Genomic DNA, 13,949 nt, shown 5'->3' with positions numbered 1-13,949 from the left:
GGCAAACCAAGGTATTGCACGCGGTAATTTTTTGCGTGTGCGGCTTGTGGCAGCTTGATCGCCATCAAGTTTTCGGGAATTAGCCGGCGACGTTCCGGCCCCACTCGGATCACGCGCGTTGCGTATGGGCGTCCGCGTGTTTCGCGTGCTCGGTGTCGGCACGTATTTCCTGTTCCAGAAGCGCTTTTGCGGCTTGCCACGCCCGCCCTGCGGACGCCGAATCGTTGAACGCTCTCGCTTCTACTGTCGCACCGTCCAGCAGCATCATATAAACGGCCGCCAGCCGTTGTGCCGTTTCGGGCGAAACGAGATCCGCGAGCAGCTCGGCGATCCATTCGACCATCTTGCGGCGATAGCGGATCGCGACATCCGAGATGGGCGCATACGCCGTTCCGAATTCGGCCAATGCGCGCTCGAACAGGCAACCGGCGAATGCCGGCGTATTGAACCACGCTTCGTACCAGTCGAAAATCGTCTTGACCCGCTCGACCGGATTGGTGACGTGCTGCAGTTGGGCGTCGATACTGCCTACGATCAGGTCGTAACGCTGGACCAGCACTTCCCGGATCAGTTCGTCCTTGCTCGGAAAATGCCGATACAGCGTCATTCGGGCGACGCGAGAATCGTCGATGATCCAGTCGACGCCGACCGGATGAAAACCGTGCTTCGAGAACAGTTCGGTAGCTTTGTCTACCACCAACTGGCGTTTGCTGGCTCGCACGAACGGTTCCCTCCTTGATTCTTCCGACTGCGTAGATCGAACATTCTAGCATCGTACCGCTCGGTCACATCTGGTCTCGCCACCGACCTCCCGGACTTGGCGGGCCTGCCCTTGATACGCGTTCGCAAGTTGTCTTGACTATGATATAGACCGATATGTATCATTTGAAACTAGAAAATGACGGTCGATGATGCGTGCTTTGAAAAAACAGGAACGCCGGCCGTCGATTCACCGCTCGACGGTGCCGCAGCGGGCATCGTGGCGGAGTTGAAAGAATGCCGGAGCGGCGCCCTGTGCGCCTCGCCGGCTTCTGACGGTGCAGTGGTAATGCAAGACGAAAAGAGAACCTGAGAGAGCCTTGGCATATGTGCCGGCACTGGCGGATGGTATTCGCCGCGCCGCGCGCAAACCGGTGCACGCTCGCGGGGCGGGATCGCGCGAAGCAGTCGGCGCAAATAAAACTTGAGGAAAACATCAATGTACCGCCGTTTACTCGCATCGGGGCTGCTGTTGCTGTTGGCCGCGTGCGCGCAGGATCCGTCAGTGACGAGCAACACGGTGCGGATTTGCGACGACACTGGTTGTTCCTATCGTCCAAAAGATCAGGTCTCCTACCAAAAGAAGGACGATGCGGAAGATCGCGAAGACCCTCGCATCGTCGCGTTGAAGCAGGCCGCGAAAGCCCAGCCGAAGGCCGCCTACGACCTCGGCCTGCGTTATTTCCGCGGCGACGGCGTGCGCCAGGACAGCTACCAGGCACTCAAGTGGATGCGCGACGCAGCCGAGCGCGGCGACCTGCAGGCGCAGAAGGCGCTCGGCGGCTTCTACCTGTTCGGCCTCGAGGAAATGGGCTCCGATCCGCGCGAAGCGGACAAGTGGCTGTCGATCGCGGCCGGCCGCGGCGACAGAGAGTCGAAGAAGCTGCTCGAGCTCGCGCGGAAAGCGAAAAAGGAAGACGAAGAAGACTGGAAATGGCGCACGCAATGGCGTGACGTCTATTACGGCTACTGGTACTCGGGCTATCCGTACTACGGCGTCTGGAATCAGACGCACTGGTACTACTGACCGGGCCGGAAGCAACGGGGGCGGCAGCGGGGAGACCACCATCGCGCGCCACGCCGGGGGGCTTATCGACGTTCGTACGGACACGTAAGCCGAATAACGACTCTATCGAACGATAACGACATGAAGACCATCCTTTCCCATCGCCTCACCCAAGGTGCGCTGGTTGCAGCGCTTTGCACGTCCGTCGCGGGTTGCGGCGGCGTGGTGACGCCCGGCGGCCAGAACGCCGGCGTGACAGGTGCCGCGGCAGGCGGCACGAGCGCAGGCGCCGATTCGGGGCTGCAGCGCTGCACGTCGCCGCTCGGCACGATCGCCGTCGACGACGGCCGCAACGCCGACTGGTGGGGCCCGTTCGGCAGCGCGACCAAGATGACGACGATCGACCCGCTGCTGCGCCTGGCAGTCCAGCAGTCGAACTGCTTCGTGATCACGTCGATCGGCAACCAGAAGAGCGACGCGCGCCTGTCGCGCATCACGCAGTTGCAGCGCGGCTCCGGCGAATACCGCGCGGGCTCGAAGCAGCAGAAGGGCCAGCGTGTCGCGGCCGATTACTACATGGAACCGCAGATCGTCATCAACGATTCGCCGATCGGCGGCATCGGCAGCATGATCGGCGGACTGATCGGCAACGGCGCGATCGCGGCGGTGGCCGGCCACCTGCAGGCGAAGGCATCGGTCGTCACGCTGACGCTGTTCGACGTGCGCTCGGCCGTGCAGATCGCGGCGTCGGAAGGCAGCTCGACGGCGACCAACTACGGCGCGGCGCTGGGCGGTTTCGGCGGCGGCGTGGGCGGCGCGCTGGCCGGCTTCTCGTCGACGCCGGAAGGCAAGGCGACCGTCGTCGCATTCATCGATGCGTACAACAAGATGGTCGTCGCACTGCGCAGCTACAAGGCGCAGGACGTCAAGGGCGGCCTCGGCCGCGGCGGCCAGCTCCAGGTCAACTGACGTTCCCGGGCCGGCGGTGTGCCGCCGGCCGATTTCCGTACATGACCGTCCATGCGCGCGGTGCTGTCCGCGCGTACCGGATTCGTTCGTCCTTTCCGTTTCGAGGTGACTCCGATGAAAGCCGTTGCATTGATCGCATTGACCTGTCTGGCGCTGACCGCTTGCGGCGGCGACGACAATTCCTCGCCCGCATCGTCCGGCGCCGGATCGGGCACGAGCAATAACGGCGGAAGCGGCGGCACTGGCGGCACGGGTTCCGGCGGTACGGGAAGCGGTGGCAGCGGCGGTTCGGGCGGCAGCATGCTGACGCTGCGCTACGACGCCCAGCCGACCGCGGCGGATCAGGCGAGTTTCCTGACGCTGCTCAACAGCGAAGGCGCGAAGGGCTATCGTTATCTGGGCGACTATTTCTACAACGCGTCCAACGGCGGTTCGCGCTCGATCTTCGTGAGCGACGGCACCGTGCAGGCGTACACGTACCAGCTGCAATCGACGCCGGCCGACATGACGGGCTTCGTCAGCCAGGCCAACACGCAAGGCGCGAGCGGATACCGCTTCGAAGGGCCGCTCACGTACGGCTATCTCTATCGCAAGGACGGCGGCTCGTCGGCTACCTACACGTATACGACGACGGGCTTGCCGGCCGACACGAACGCGTTCCTCACGCAGGCGAACGGCCAGGGCCAGTCGGGCTACTGGTTCGTGGGCCCGATGATGGTCGGATCGGTGCAGGCGAACGTGTACATGAAGAACAATGCGTCGAACGCGACCTACACGTACGATGCACTGGTGCCGACGTCGAGCGTCAGCGACTTTATCGCGCAGGCCAACAGCGAAGGCGCGAAGGGTTATCGCGCGAAAGGCGGGATGCTGTTCGGCAGCACGATTTCGTCGGTCTACGTGAAGGACCAGACGCAGTCGCCGACCTTCGCGTACCAGTCGGCCGCGATCCAGGCGACCGGCGCCGGCTTCGTCCAGCAGTCGAACGATTTCGGCGCGCAGGGCTCCGCGTATCTGGGCGATCTCGCGTTCGGCACGACGACCCCGGTGATGGCGTCGTTCTATTTCAAGCCGGCGAATTGCACGGGCTTCCTGTGCACGACGCTGAATCCGCTCACGCAGAACTGAGCGGGTGCCTCCGGCGCAGCAGCGTCTCGCGGGTCATTGACTGCTGAATGACCGTCGCTCGCCGAATCGAGTGCCTCAGGTGCGCCACGTCATCCGTGGACGGACGCATCTTTTACCTCCGGCTTGCCGGCGGTATTTCGTTTTCGCGTACGGCAGATGCCCGCCGAACGCCGGCCCCTTTTTGTCCGGCGAACCAGAAAATCGGCCGGAACCGAAGCGAAGCCGCCCGCCTCCATCGACCGCCGGCCCGGGGGGGACGCTGATTCGTTTTTCTTAGGGACAGAAGCCGAGCCGGACGCTGGTTTCCGCGAGTGCATCACCTACAATGTAAAGATGGTCGCGACCTGTCAAGGAGGCTGCCATGACTCAGTCGATGATTAGCTTTGTAGTTGGCCTGGCGGTCGTGCTCGCCATCGTGGTCATGCTGGCGCTACGTTACCTGCGCGACCACAAGGGCGAAGGGATGGTTCAGTGGCTTGATGCACATCACATGAGCTGGATGCACCACAAGCACTGACGGCGTGGTCGACGATGCGGTGCCGATCCCGCTCTCCACGGCAGTGACGACGGTCGTGCGCGACGCCGAACAAGCCGCCGCGCACGCCGCGCGTTGCTTGGGCCGCGGGGCCGGGAAAAGCGCCGGCCGGCCGCCGCCGAGTCCGATTTGATGACAGTAGTGTGGCCTGGAGGAAATCGTGCCGTTCATGGCCCTGGCGCGAGATAGCGCTTGCATGGCCGTGATATAGGGCGCATTCTCATGAGGTTCGATGTGCGCTACCGGCGGTCTTGTTTCGACTCCTTACGCTTTCCCCTGTCCGCACGGCTCCGCAGAACGCTCACCACAACGACCCCGCGCGCGAACGTCGTAGCTGCGAACGTCGCGCGTCAACCTGGCCTCCCCGCGAGGCCCGATCCGGCAGTTCAGTGCGCAAGAGAGGCCGTCGGCGGCAAGCCCGCGGGTAGTCGTTCGTGCCTCCGGTGGGCAGACGACGACATTCGGTCACCGCGACGGTCCTGACATTTGTAATTCATTTTTCGGGAACCGGCATGCCCAAGCAAACCGAAGGAAAGTCCGCCACGTCCGTCAGGCAAAACGATTACGTCGACGCGCAAAAGTCTCGCGCCCTGGCACTGAAGCGCGCGGACATCGAGCGCGCCGAGAAGCGGCGCGAAAATGACGCCCGCCTCGATGTCAACGCGAGCAAGTGGCGATATATCTGCCAGGAGGGTTAGATGGGAAAAATCGACGCGGCACTCAACTTTCCCAACCCCAGCCGCACCTACGACATGTCCAGACACTGTGTGTGCTTCTGGGGCTACGACAATGCTCGCGAGATTACCTTCCTGGTCGACGATGCGATGCTGGCGAAACTGAACTCCGACATGGATTCCAGCGAGCCCGCGTTGCTTGCGGCCTTCGACCGCAACCGCGACCGGATTCTGGGGCTCGCCAGAGACCTTTACAAGGGCGGTCCCCAGAACAGGTACATGATCTCGTGAGAGGGGGCCGGTTTGCGCATGCACCCGGCGGGCGCGTTCCTTTTGACCCGCACGGGCCGTGAGTAGTCGTCTGCGAGCATCGGGGCCGCCAATCGTTCGGGCGGAGCGCCCGGTCGGCTCGGTCAGGCGAGGCCGCCGCTGTTTCCTGGCGCTCGCATACTGAAGCCCTCGCGGAAAACAAGCATTCGCACCTCGGCGAGTTCGACGTTGAAGGAAGGCGCGCACCGAATTCCGCGACGTGATGATGGCCGCGCTCAAGCGTCGGGTCATCCGGTTTTGTACAGTGCGCGTGCGGGTATTCCGGGTCTGAGATGGACATGGATCGGTTAAGGCATGCGCTGCTGGATTATCACGAACGCAGCAAGCACCGTCTCGACTTCTACGCTCCCGGCCCCGGGAGGCTCGACTGGACCACCCAGCCGGACCCGTTCCGGGTGTTTCACGGCGCACCGCGCGTTGATCTGCCGTTAGCCGCGGACACGCTGGCCACACGTTACAACGCGTTGCGTTGCGGCGACCTGCCGCCTGCGCGCCGATTCGATCTGTCCAGTCTGGCAATCCTGTTCGAACTCTCGCTCGGCTTGTCGGGGTGGAAATCCTATGGCGCCGAGCGGTGGGCATTGCGCTGCAACCCTTCGAGCGGAAATCTGCATCCGACCGAGGGCTATCTTCTGTGTCCGGCCCTGCCCGGCTTGTCGGCAGGCGTCTACCACTACCTGAGCCGGGATCATGCACTCGAACATCGTGCCGCGGTGGACGCGCCGCAATGGACCGACGCGTTTTCGGGAAGTGGTGTGCTGGTCGGCATAAGCTCGATCCATTGGCGCGAAGCATGGAAATATGGGATGCGCGCCTGGCGCTACTGCCAACAGGATTGCGGCCATGTCATCGCGGCGATGAGTTACGCAGCCGCTGCGCTCGGCTGGCAGGCACGGTTGATGGAGACGGCTGCGGATGATGCAGTGGCCGGCTTGCTTGGGGTGGACCGCCGCGAAGATTTCACGGAAGCCGAAACGGAGGCGCCGGACCTTTTGCTCTGGATCGGCAACCCCGACACGCGACCCGATCTCGAGCGCATGCGGATCGCTCTGGACAGCGCACAGTGGCACGGACACGCCAATCAGCTGAGTTCGGGACATGTGACCTGGCCGGACATCGATTCGATTCATCGCGCCACGCACAAGACCCGTACTCGCGAACCACTGTCGCCGAACCAGGAGCCGCGCTCGGCGCCGGCGACGCCAGCCCTCGATCTCGGCTTCGCCCGAATCGCCAGACAGCGTCGCAGCGCCGTGGATTTCGATGGCACGACGCGCATCGGCGACGCGGCTTTTTCGGCATGCTGACATGCCTGCTGGCACATCCCGGCACGCCGCCGTGGAATGCGCTGACGTCTCCTGAGGCGGTGCATGCGGCGCTCATGGTGCATCGTGTCGACGGCCTGGAGCCGGGCCTCTATATGCTCGCAAGAAACCCGGGCGCACTGCCGGACCTGAAGCGATCCCTGCGTCCGGAATGGCTGTGGCAAAAGACCGGGCCGGCCGACCTGCCGCTCTATCTTCTACTGCCTTACGACTTGCGCGCGGCGGCAAGGCTGATCTGCTGCCACCAGGATATCGGCGCCGATTCCTGCTTCGCGCTCGGGATGATCGCGAGATTCGAAATCGCGTTGAAGCAACCATGGCGTTATCGCCATCTGTTCTGGGAATGCGGCATGCTTGGCCAGGCGCTCTATCTCGAAGCAGAAGCCGCCGGCGTGCGCGCAACGGGGATCGGCTGCTTTTTCGATGATGAAATGCACGCATTGCTCGGCACGAAGGATCATGTCTGGCAATCCCTCTATCACTTCACCGTCGGCGGCGCGGTGGACGATCCACGTCTGTCGGCATTTCCGCCGTACGAGGTTCAGCCGTGACGGACAGCTCGCACGTCGACCCCGGCGAGGGGATATCCGCAAGGATCGTCCTGCCGGCTTCCACGTGAGCTGCGCGGCTTCGACCGCATCCGTTCAATTTCACCCAGAGTGCTAGGATGATTGAACACACGCGGAAGTCATCATGGACGATTTCACATTCACTACCGAAACACACTTCGCACGCATTCGTGTGATGGAATCCGCGCGTGGTGTGTACCGAGGCTATGTGTATCTGCGCCGCACCAATGAGGGGCCGAACGATGATCCGCCCTACCAGACCGATTCCGATCGGGAGCAGTACGCTCTCGCGCTCGAAGACGCCAAGATCCTCGCGCAACGTCTGCTTCGCGAGTTCGAGCCTTGAGTCGATGACGTTTCGTGGCGTCGATTCGCGTTGGGTAGGGGCCGCAATCACTGCAGGAGCGACCTATGTCGGCGCTGCCCTCTCCGATTGACAATCATCTGCTCGCAGCCTTGCCGCCAGAAGGTCTCGCGCATATTTCGCCGCAGCTCGTGCTGGTCGACATGCCGTTGGGAAAGGTGCTGTACGAGTCGGGTGGCGCGCTCAGTCATGTCTATTTTCCGACCACATCCATCGTCTCGCTGTTGTACGTGATGGAGGACGGCTCGTCAGCCGAAATTGCCATCGTCGGCAACGACGGGTTGATCGGCATCGCGCTGTTCATGGGGGGCGAAACAACCCCGAGCCGCGCGATCGTCCAAAGCGCCGGACACGCTTACCGACTCGATGCACGCATCCTGAAGGACGAGTTTCGTCGAGGCGGTTCGATGCAGCGGCTCTTGCTGCGCTACACGCAGGCGCTCATCACGCAGATGGCGCAGACCGCCGTATGCAATCGACATCACTCGATCGATCAGCAACTGTGCCGCTGGCTGCTGCTCAGTCTTGACCGGCTGCCATCGAGCGAACTGAAAATGACGCAGGAGTTGATCGCCAACATGCTCGGTGTTCGACGATCGGGCGTGACGGAAGCTGCGCTGAAACTTCAGGATGCCGGATTGATCCGGTACAACTACGGGCACATCGAGGTATTGGATCGCTCCGGGCTCGAAAAGCGTGTGTGCGAATGCTACGGCGTGGTCAGGCGAGAATTCGACCGCTTGCTCCCTGATTTGAAGCGCCTTTAGAACCGGCACCGAGGCCGCGCACCTGTCCGTGCCATCGGTCCGTACGACAGCGTACCGACTGCCGAAGCCCGCACGCGCATAGTTCGACGTGACGCACAGATTGCAGATCGGCCGCAGACCTCATGGAAGGAGTACGCCGTGACGGAAGTGGGCCGTTGCGATCCGTATCGCTTGGGCCGTTTTATCTCGACTCGGGCGGCGCGAGCCAATCCATGACTAAACGCGGTTTCTTGACGGAGCCTGTTGATGAACGATTACCCTAAACGAGAAAAGAATTCGCAGGACGGGCAACAGGAACAGGCGGACGCACGCGCGACCGACGATGGAATGCCCGTCGTTCGTCCTGACTGGAAAAGACGCCATACCCTTTCGTGGAAAGCCGTCACACCCAAGCAACGTATTTCCGATGCAAGGAAACGTCTGGGCATGGGTTTTCTGTCGAACCATTGACATAGGCGTAGCACATCTCCTCGATCTCAAACAGAACGGGGAGCCGTCCCAGCAAGGCGGAAATCGAAGCCGGCCAAACGCCGGCTTTTTACTTTGGCGCGTCAGCGGCATGGCTACGCAGAAGCGCGTGTCGCGGCGCTGTACCGGGCCGAAGCGCGGAAACGCTACGCAAATATGAATTCGGCACGCCGGGCGGCTGGCTCGAACGTCACGTTCATGCCGGCGGCATCGAGATTGGCGACCATTCGGCGAGCAGCAATGAAACTGCGCCTGCCCTCGAGCACGGCAGTGGTCGAAGACGACGCGGCAAGCGCTCACCCGCATCGCACGAGTCATTTCCTGCACGGTCGCCCGAGCGGTGTCGTTGCGCGGAGCAGTGCCGGCTCAAGGCCAGCGCCGAGTTCTCGAACCGCCTGCGCCGGTGTGCGTGATGCCGGAACGTCTGCGGTGCAGCCTGCGCGACGCGCGCACGACGACGCGAGGCGCGAACGTCAACCGCCGCCTGCGCCGGGAGCAGTGTCGCGTCATTTACTTCACCTGATGGTCGGGACGGAAGTAGCGCCACTTGCTCGCATTGGAGTCGATGCGGGCGTCGTCTTGCGTACGCTTGTCGGCCCGTTCGATGTCGGCTCGGGCGAGGTCGTCACGCTGCTGTTGCCGGGTTGCCTGATCGCGTCGATCGATTGCCGTGCTTTCCTGGTATTTCATGTGTCCCTCGGGGCGAGGTGAGCGGGTTGCTGGCCAGTCGCGGCGGATTCGTACCGTTGAGAACGCATGGCCGCTCGTGCGAGTGCGGCCGCGATCAGACCTGCTCCCTGAGGTAGCGAATGCACTTCATCCGTAGACTCGATCGGCCCGCGAGCGCGTCTCGTGGCGGGGGCGTCGAGTCTTTCGTTACATCAGGAAGCGGTCCTGAAAATGCGGCGTTGTCGACCGGGCGGACCGACTTCGCTATCTGAAGCGACGCATGGCCGATCCACACACGATCGCGCCACTCGCATTTCGCGCGATGGACGATAAGCCATCCTTGCAGCGATTCGACGAGTTGAAACGGCGACAGCCACTCGCGACTCTGCCGTTGAGTGACGAGTTGCAGGACAACGAGGAAATAGAGCAAATCTACGTACTTGGTCCGGACGCGCATAGTCCATCTTCTGGTTGTCGATGCTCGCGAGCGCGCGAGCGTCGGCTCATCCCTGGATGCTGAGCGCTTTCTCGATCGCGGCAATCAGTTTGAACGCATCGTCCCGCCCGATCAGAAAACCGCGGCTGGTGTACTCGCATCCGAAGGCATAGAAGCTCGGCAGCAGCGTCACCATGTCTTTCTGCTGATCGAAATCGACTTCGCATTTCGTCAGCGGGAAGAACGGCGGCTCGTCGCCCGGCATCTTGTACACGATGTGCTCCCTAGTACATTTTGCGGGGCGGCAACATCCGCTTCGCCTGCAGGCGCTGCCTGGAAACGGCGCTGGCCTTTTTCCGCTTGCGTTCCGTCGTGGGTTTTTCGTAGCTGGTGCGACTGCGCAACTCCCGAATCAGCCCGGTTTTCTCGATGCTGCGCCGGAATCGCCGCAGTGCGACGTCGATCGGTTCGTTGACCTTGAGTGTGACTGTTGTCATGTAGATCCTGTTTGGGAGCGTTGGAACGGAAAAAACTAACCGAGTCGTGTCATGACGGCGCTCGCTATCTCGTCGGACTCGAATTCCGAATATCCGGCTCCGATCGATAGTGCGCGTACCGCCACGAACATTTGCAGTTCTTGCTGGTGGCTTTGTGCCGAGTCGGCGATTCCGGCGGGCAGGACGGCATCGGTCCGGGTGACCTCATGTCGTCTGATCAGGCCGAGTAGTTCGTCGATGATCATTTTGTCCTCCAAATCGCCGACAGATTGCGTCGTATTGACGAGTCGCGTCAGAGCGCGCCGGAAAAGAAGCCCTGCTTCTCGCGGTTGTCGTCGATCATGGTCTCGGCGTAGCGCAGCGAAGCGCGACGTGCGTCACCGGCGCTGTCAAACGGGGATTTGTCGTGCAATCTGAACGTCTGGCTTTGCGTCAGCGTGTCGGTGGTGCCGCGAAGGCAAATCTTGACTGCTGCGTCGAAACCGGCATCGTAGTTATGCGGACAACCATCCGGCGCCGGTACGTGGGGGTAAATCAGTGGATAAATCTCGAATCCACGGTAGACATGCATGCTCATGGCAAACTCCTGGCGTTCGGCCACCACGAATTGCATGGGCGAACACATCCGGCCAGTATCGCCGTTGCAGGGCGTGCCGGTGGGGTGAAAGGGACAACGTTGCAGCGCGGAGGAGGGGCGATGCAGCAAGAGGGTAGATGGAGGGGTGAGCAGTCAGACGGCAAATGATCGCCCGAATGAACCCATCATACGCGCATCGTTTGTTGGGCGTTCAACTTATTCCGGATCGCGCGTTTCGACCCATCGCGCCGGGATCGCGCTGCACGGCAGCGGTGGCCGCCTCTTTGCCGCTTTGTCACGCAGCGGCTGGCTCGATCCGCTATTACTGAGCAGGCGGGCGCTTCTTCGGGCGCGACTTCGTGACAGCGGGAGCCTTGGGCGGCACCCAGTTCAATGCCGTGCCGAGCTTGGGCAGGGTCATGGCAGGCTTGGCACGCGGAGGCGCCTTGTTACTGCGAGGTTGACTTCTGGTCATGCGGGTTCTCCTGCTGCGCGGCTTGAGCGATCCGCTGCGCGGGACTCGTCCGATCACGCACACGCGGCTGGACACGCGTGCTGCGAGGGGCGGCTGGGCATCTGCATACGCGCATGCTCGACGATCGGATGCGAAACCGGTGATCCGGTCGAGCATGCATCGAGACGCGTGGCGTCCGCGATGGAGGTGCGTATGCGCCGGAAGCGGCAGTTACGTGCCGCTCCGTGAACGGGCTGACGGCTTGCGGGGACTACAGGGCGGTAATGTTCGACGCCTGCAGGCCTTTGGGGCCGCTCTTCGTTTCGTAGCTGACTTTCTGGCCTTCGGCGAGCGTCTTGAAGCCGTCGCCGCGAATTTCCGAGAAGTGCGCGAACAAATCGTCTCCGCCTGCGTCGGGCGTGATGAAGCCGAAGCCCTTGCTGTCGTTGAACCACTTGACGGTACCGGTATCCATATTAGATCTCCTGAAAATGGACGTGCGTATGCGCCCTGAATGGGTGCGGGAAAAATAATCAAGGAGGGAGAGGACAACGAATACCGCAGGTCGCGGTTAATGATGGGCAGCAATCACGCTTCTTGAATACTTCAGCGACCGACAGTACGCCTCGGCAACGAAGGTGTCAAGCGCTTTCGGCCGAGGGGCAGAACAAGTGGCTGCCCGGAAAAATCAGCATTCCGTAAAAATCCCCGGGCACGGCCCTTGTTCGACGATGGCCGTACGCTGTCCCTGTAGCAATGTCAGAGGGTTGCCAGCAAATGCAGCTGATGCTCGGTCTCGGTTCCGGTGATCAACGTGAAAAACCCTGTTTCCCGACGCTCGATTACTGAAAGGCCCTCTGCATCGGAGAAGATGTTCCACGCGACGTCATCGACATGTGCAAAGCTTCCGCGAGTTCGCGCGAACGCTCGCAACAGCGGGCTCGCTTCGCGGCGGAGCACCAGGCGGTCCGCATTCAGCACATAGGGTGGCCAGCCGGCACGAAGGACGAGGTAGTGGGGAATGGAACTGCGGTCGATTTTCATGGGTGGCGCTGTTTGTTCCAGGGGCTTACGTTAGCCGGTCCAGCTCGTGTCGACGCTCTCCTTCGAGCAGGGTGTTCGATGTGGACGCAAAAGACCGTTGGTGACGTGCTTCTCGCCTATGTGTCGACGCTGCTCGATGCGCAGGACATCGTCGAATGCAGCACCAGTATCGATATCCGCGGCTCGTGCAAGCCAGGCACGGCGTGCTTCGAATTCATCGATGCTCGATGATGCGAGTCGTGAGCATCGGCTCCCATGCGTGAGCTGCGTCGTCAGTGCCGAAACTGTTATCCGGAGCCGGTGGTGCAGCTAGCCCCACTATACGCGCTGCCGCCGTGACTCACACCTCGCAACAGTACGAAGGCACGCTCCGGCGACAGGAGTTCACCCGAAATTTCGCTATACAAAATTGTGGAACGGCGTAGCATCAAACGATCGGATGACCCATGACCGATTCTTGCGCATTGCGCTGCGTGTCTCTCTGAATGCGATCGGGCTGCTCACCGTGGCCGATCGTCCGGGCACCATTGAATAGCGATGACGCTCCCCTCTCGTCCCGTCGCTTGAGCGTGGCTTCGGAAGTATTCCGGAGCAACGGGCTTCCATCTCTGCCTGCGGGCGGCATTTCATTCGCCGGTCTATCCGCGACCATCGCCGCGAGGTCGATGCGGATGCGTTCCTGATGTTCGAATCGGGTTGTGCGCCACGCCGCAAAAGCGGGATGGCGAGTCGTGAATCCTGCCAGGAGGCGGCCGGGCGATCGCACTTGTCGACGTCCGGCGCTTTCTCGCGCTGCTCCCGCGACAGCCTGGCTCGCGGTAACCCAACAGGGAGGAGCCCATGCTCTTCAATTCGACACGGTTCCGAATCGATCCGACACCCCGCAGGGCGGACGGAGAGTACATCGCGCATGTGAGGATCACCACGACTCTTTTGGACGGCGGTGAGCGGGAAGTACATGCCAGCGGCGATCTGGCCGGCTTCGATGCGCGTGACGACGCGGTCGCATACGCGACGAAATGGGCCGAAGGATGGCTGACCGCCCAATTCGGTTGAAGGCGGCGGACACTTCGTCCGAAGCGTGCGCCGCCGGGATCGAACCGCAATGGGCAAGAGGCCGGTTTCGACAGAGAGCGAAGCCGTAGCGTTCGCGCTGCGAGCGCTTCGTGCCCGGCCTGCTGGCGAGAACGGGTTCGGCTCGACGGTCGACGGGCAGGAGCGGCAGGCCGGCTCGTCGATTCGAAAGCGCGAATCGCGCCTTCGAATCAATGATGGAGCAACGGGTAGGCCATCAGCCCGACGAGCGCCGCAGCGGTGACGATCACCGGTTCCTGGAGCTTCTTGACGTGCCACAGCAGCAGAATGGTCGCCACGGCAA

22 protein-coding genes are annotated in these 13,949 nt (G+C 62.1%); 14 read left to right on the top strand and 8 right to left on the bottom strand.

Annotated elements, in window-relative coordinates; genetic code table 11:
* Window positions 1-109: 109 nt before the first annotated feature.
* Window positions 110-721, bottom strand: a complete 612-nt coding sequence (locus tag OEJ37_RS22020; protein WP_263345616.1) for a TetR/AcrR family transcriptional regulator — start codon at window positions 719-721, stop codon at window positions 110-112.
* A 177-nt stretch (window positions 722-898) separates the two neighbouring features.
* Between OEJ37_RS22020 and OEJ37_RS22015 the strand changes: the two genes are divergently transcribed.
* The 12 genes from OEJ37_RS22015 to OEJ37_RS21960 all read left to right on the top strand — a co-directional run bounded on the left by OEJ37_RS22015 (window position 899) and on the right by OEJ37_RS21960 (window position 8,876).
* Window positions 899-1,072, top strand: a complete 174-nt coding sequence (locus OEJ37_RS22015; RefSeq protein WP_263345614.1) for a hypothetical protein — start codon at window positions 899-901, stop codon at window positions 1,070-1,072.
* 126 nt (window positions 1,073-1,198) lie between these two features.
* Window positions 1,199-1,786, top strand: coding sequence for a tetratricopeptide repeat protein (locus OEJ37_RS22010; protein ID WP_263345612.1), 588 nt, complete (start codon window positions 1,199-1,201; stop codon window positions 1,784-1,786).
* 120 nt (window positions 1,787-1,906) lie between these two features.
* Entirely contained in the window at window positions 1,907-2,734 is an 828-nt protein-coding gene (locus OEJ37_RS22005) for a hypothetical protein (protein WP_174416851.1), read from the top strand.
* 114 nt (window positions 2,735-2,848) lie between these two features.
* The gene (locus OEJ37_RS22000; RefSeq protein ID WP_175917258.1) at window positions 2,849-3,862 is read left to right on the top strand and encodes a hypothetical protein; all 1,014 of its coding nucleotides are present in this window, start codon (window positions 2,849-2,851) and stop codon (window positions 3,860-3,862) included.
* A 361-nt stretch (window positions 3,863-4,223) separates the two neighbouring features.
* Complete coding sequence (locus OEJ37_RS21995) at window positions 4,224-4,379, top strand: hypothetical protein (RefSeq protein ID WP_174416849.1); 156 nt, start codon at window positions 4,224-4,226, stop codon at window positions 4,377-4,379.
* Window positions 4,380-4,909: 530 nt separating this feature from the next.
* Complete coding sequence (locus OEJ37_RS21990; RefSeq protein ID WP_174416848.1) at window positions 4,910-5,095, top strand: hypothetical protein; 186 nt, start codon at window positions 4,910-4,912, stop codon at window positions 5,093-5,095.
* Window positions 5,096-5,362, top strand: a complete 267-nt coding sequence (locus tag OEJ37_RS21985; protein ID WP_034181437.1) for a DUF1488 domain-containing protein — start codon at window positions 5,096-5,098, stop codon at window positions 5,360-5,362.
* A 317-nt stretch (window positions 5,363-5,679) separates the two neighbouring features.
* On the top strand, window positions 5,680-6,708 hold the full coding sequence (locus OEJ37_RS21980; RefSeq protein ID WP_263345608.1) for a SagB/ThcOx family dehydrogenase: 1,029 nt from the start codon (window positions 5,680-5,682) through the stop codon (window positions 6,706-6,708).
* A complete protein-coding gene (locus OEJ37_RS21975; RefSeq protein ID WP_263345606.1) occupies window positions 6,702-7,277 on the top strand; it encodes a nitroreductase family protein in 576 nt (191 codons plus the stop codon). The genes OEJ37_RS21980 and OEJ37_RS21975 overlap by 7 nt, the downstream gene beginning before the upstream one ends.
* Before the next feature lie 142 nt (window positions 7,278-7,419).
* Window positions 7,420-7,641: a hypothetical protein gene (locus tag OEJ37_RS21970; RefSeq protein WP_175917260.1), complete on the top strand. Its 222-nt coding sequence runs from the start codon at window positions 7,420-7,422 to the stop codon at window positions 7,639-7,641.
* Between the two features lie 65 nt (window positions 7,642-7,706).
* Complete coding sequence (locus OEJ37_RS21965) at window positions 7,707-8,426, top strand: Crp/Fnr family transcriptional regulator (protein ID WP_175917261.1); 720 nt, start codon at window positions 7,707-7,709, stop codon at window positions 8,424-8,426.
* A gap of 246 nt (window positions 8,427-8,672) precedes the next feature.
* A complete protein-coding gene (locus OEJ37_RS21960; protein ID WP_174416844.1) occupies window positions 8,673-8,876 on the top strand; it encodes a hypothetical protein in 204 nt (67 codons plus the stop codon).
* 528 nt (window positions 8,877-9,404) lie between these two features.
* Here the strand turns inward: OEJ37_RS21960 and OEJ37_RS21955 are convergent.
* The 7 genes from OEJ37_RS21955 to OEJ37_RS21925 all read right to left on the bottom strand — a co-directional run bounded on the left by OEJ37_RS21955 (window position 9,405) and on the right by OEJ37_RS21925 (window position 12,571).
* Window positions 9,405-9,584: a hypothetical protein gene (locus tag OEJ37_RS21955; RefSeq protein ID WP_174416843.1), complete on the bottom strand. Its 180-nt coding sequence runs from the start codon at window positions 9,582-9,584 to the stop codon at window positions 9,405-9,407.
* Window positions 9,585-10,066: 482 nt separating this feature from the next.
* Window positions 10,067-10,264 (bottom strand): hypothetical protein, encoded by a 198-nt coding sequence (locus OEJ37_RS21950; protein WP_034181799.1) that lies wholly within the window; start codon window positions 10,262-10,264, stop codon window positions 10,067-10,069.
* Window positions 10,265-10,283: 19 nt separating this feature from the next.
* Window positions 10,284-10,496, bottom strand: a complete 213-nt coding sequence (rpsU, locus tag OEJ37_RS21945; RefSeq protein ID WP_174416841.1) for a 30S ribosomal protein S21 — start codon at window positions 10,494-10,496, stop codon at window positions 10,284-10,286.
* Window positions 10,497-10,531: 35 nt separating this feature from the next.
* On the bottom strand, window positions 10,532-10,741 hold the full coding sequence (locus tag OEJ37_RS21940) for a hypothetical protein (protein ID WP_174416840.1): 210 nt from the start codon (window positions 10,739-10,741) through the stop codon (window positions 10,532-10,534).
* 47 nt (window positions 10,742-10,788) lie between these two features.
* Window positions 10,789-11,073 carry a hypothetical protein gene (locus OEJ37_RS21935; RefSeq protein ID WP_174416970.1) on the bottom strand — a complete coding sequence of 95 codons (285 nt, stop codon included), beginning with the start codon at window positions 11,071-11,073 and terminating at the stop codon, window positions 10,789-10,791.
* A 725-nt stretch (window positions 11,074-11,798) separates the two neighbouring features.
* Window positions 11,799-12,002, bottom strand: coding sequence for a cold-shock protein (locus tag OEJ37_RS21930; RefSeq protein WP_047902004.1), 204 nt, complete (start codon window positions 12,000-12,002; stop codon window positions 11,799-11,801).
* A gap of 284 nt (window positions 12,003-12,286) precedes the next feature.
* Window positions 12,287-12,571 carry a hypothetical protein gene (locus OEJ37_RS21925; protein WP_131948223.1) on the bottom strand — a complete coding sequence of 95 codons (285 nt, stop codon included), beginning with the start codon at window positions 12,569-12,571 and terminating at the stop codon, window positions 12,287-12,289.
* A 78-nt stretch (window positions 12,572-12,649) separates the two neighbouring features.
* On the opposite strand from OEJ37_RS21925, the gene OEJ37_RS21920 reads away from it, so the two are divergent.
* Window positions 12,650-12,802, top strand: coding sequence for a hypothetical protein (locus tag OEJ37_RS21920; RefSeq protein ID WP_175917262.1), 153 nt, complete (start codon window positions 12,650-12,652; stop codon window positions 12,800-12,802).
* 609 nt (window positions 12,803-13,411) lie between these two features.
* Window positions 13,412-13,627, top strand: a complete 216-nt coding sequence (locus OEJ37_RS21915) for a hypothetical protein (RefSeq protein ID WP_152855901.1) — start codon at window positions 13,412-13,414, stop codon at window positions 13,625-13,627.
* Window positions 13,628-13,949: the final 322 nt, after the last annotated feature.

The sequence above is a fragment of the Burkholderia sp. BKH01 genome (assembly GCF_025685725.1).
Classification (GTDB): Bacteria; Pseudomonadota; Gammaproteobacteria; order Burkholderiales; family Burkholderiaceae; genus Burkholderia; species Burkholderia pyrrocinia_C.
This window is presented reverse-complemented; position numbering and strand designations above follow the sequence as displayed.

Coding starts and splice junctions, on each gene's coding strand:
- OEJ37_RS22015 (WP_263345614.1), top strand. CDS start 899: ATGACGGTCGATGATGCGTGCTTTGAAAAAACAGGAACGCCGGCCGTC.
- OEJ37_RS22010 (WP_263345612.1), top strand. CDS start 1,199: ATGTACCGCCGTTTACTCGCATCGGGGCTGCTGTTGCTGTTGGCCGCG.
- OEJ37_RS22005 (WP_174416851.1), top strand. CDS start 1,907: ATGAAGACCATCCTTTCCCATCGCCTCACCCAAGGTGCGCTGGTTGCA.
- OEJ37_RS22000 (WP_175917258.1), top strand. CDS start 2,849: ATGAAAGCCGTTGCATTGATCGCATTGACCTGTCTGGCGCTGACCGCT.
- OEJ37_RS21995 (WP_174416849.1), top strand. CDS start 4,224: ATGACTCAGTCGATGATTAGCTTTGTAGTTGGCCTGGCGGTCGTGCTC.
- OEJ37_RS21990 (WP_174416848.1), top strand. CDS start 4,910: ATGCCCAAGCAAACCGAAGGAAAGTCCGCCACGTCCGTCAGGCAAAAC.
- OEJ37_RS21985 (WP_034181437.1), top strand. CDS start 5,096: ATGGGAAAAATCGACGCGGCACTCAACTTTCCCAACCCCAGCCGCACC.
- OEJ37_RS21980 (WP_263345608.1), top strand. CDS start 5,680: ATGGATCGGTTAAGGCATGCGCTGCTGGATTATCACGAACGCAGCAAG.
- OEJ37_RS21975 (WP_263345606.1), top strand. CDS start 6,702: ATGCTGACATGCCTGCTGGCACATCCCGGCACGCCGCCGTGGAATGCG.
- OEJ37_RS21970 (WP_175917260.1), top strand. CDS start 7,420: ATGGACGATTTCACATTCACTACCGAAACACACTTCGCACGCATTCGT.
- OEJ37_RS21965 (WP_175917261.1), top strand. CDS start 7,707: ATGTCGGCGCTGCCCTCTCCGATTGACAATCATCTGCTCGCAGCCTTG.
- OEJ37_RS21960 (WP_174416844.1), top strand. CDS start 8,673: ATGAACGATTACCCTAAACGAGAAAAGAATTCGCAGGACGGGCAACAG.
- OEJ37_RS21955 (WP_174416843.1), bottom strand. CDS start 9,584: ATGAAATACCAGGAAAGCACGGCAATCGATCGACGCGATCAGGCAACC.
- OEJ37_RS21950 (WP_034181799.1), bottom strand. CDS start 10,264: ATGCCGGGCGACGAGCCGCCGTTCTTCCCGCTGACGAAATGCGAAGTC.
- rpsU (WP_174416841.1), bottom strand. CDS start 10,496: ATGACAACAGTCACACTCAAGGTCAACGAACCGATCGACGTCGCACTG.
- OEJ37_RS21940 (WP_174416840.1), bottom strand. CDS start 10,741: ATGATCATCGACGAACTACTCGGCCTGATCAGACGACATGAGGTCACC.
- OEJ37_RS21935 (WP_174416970.1), bottom strand. CDS start 11,073: ATGAGCATGCATGTCTACCGTGGATTCGAGATTTATCCACTGATTTAC.
- OEJ37_RS21930 (WP_047902004.1), bottom strand. CDS start 12,002: ATGGATACCGGTACCGTCAAGTGGTTCAACGACAGCAAGGGCTTCGGC.
- OEJ37_RS21925 (WP_131948223.1), bottom strand. CDS start 12,571: ATGAAAATCGACCGCAGTTCCATTCCCCACTACCTCGTCCTTCGTGCC.
- OEJ37_RS21920 (WP_175917262.1), top strand. CDS start 12,650: ATGTGGACGCAAAAGACCGTTGGTGACGTGCTTCTCGCCTATGTGTCG.
- OEJ37_RS21915 (WP_152855901.1), top strand. CDS start 13,412: ATGCTCTTCAATTCGACACGGTTCCGAATCGATCCGACACCCCGCAGG.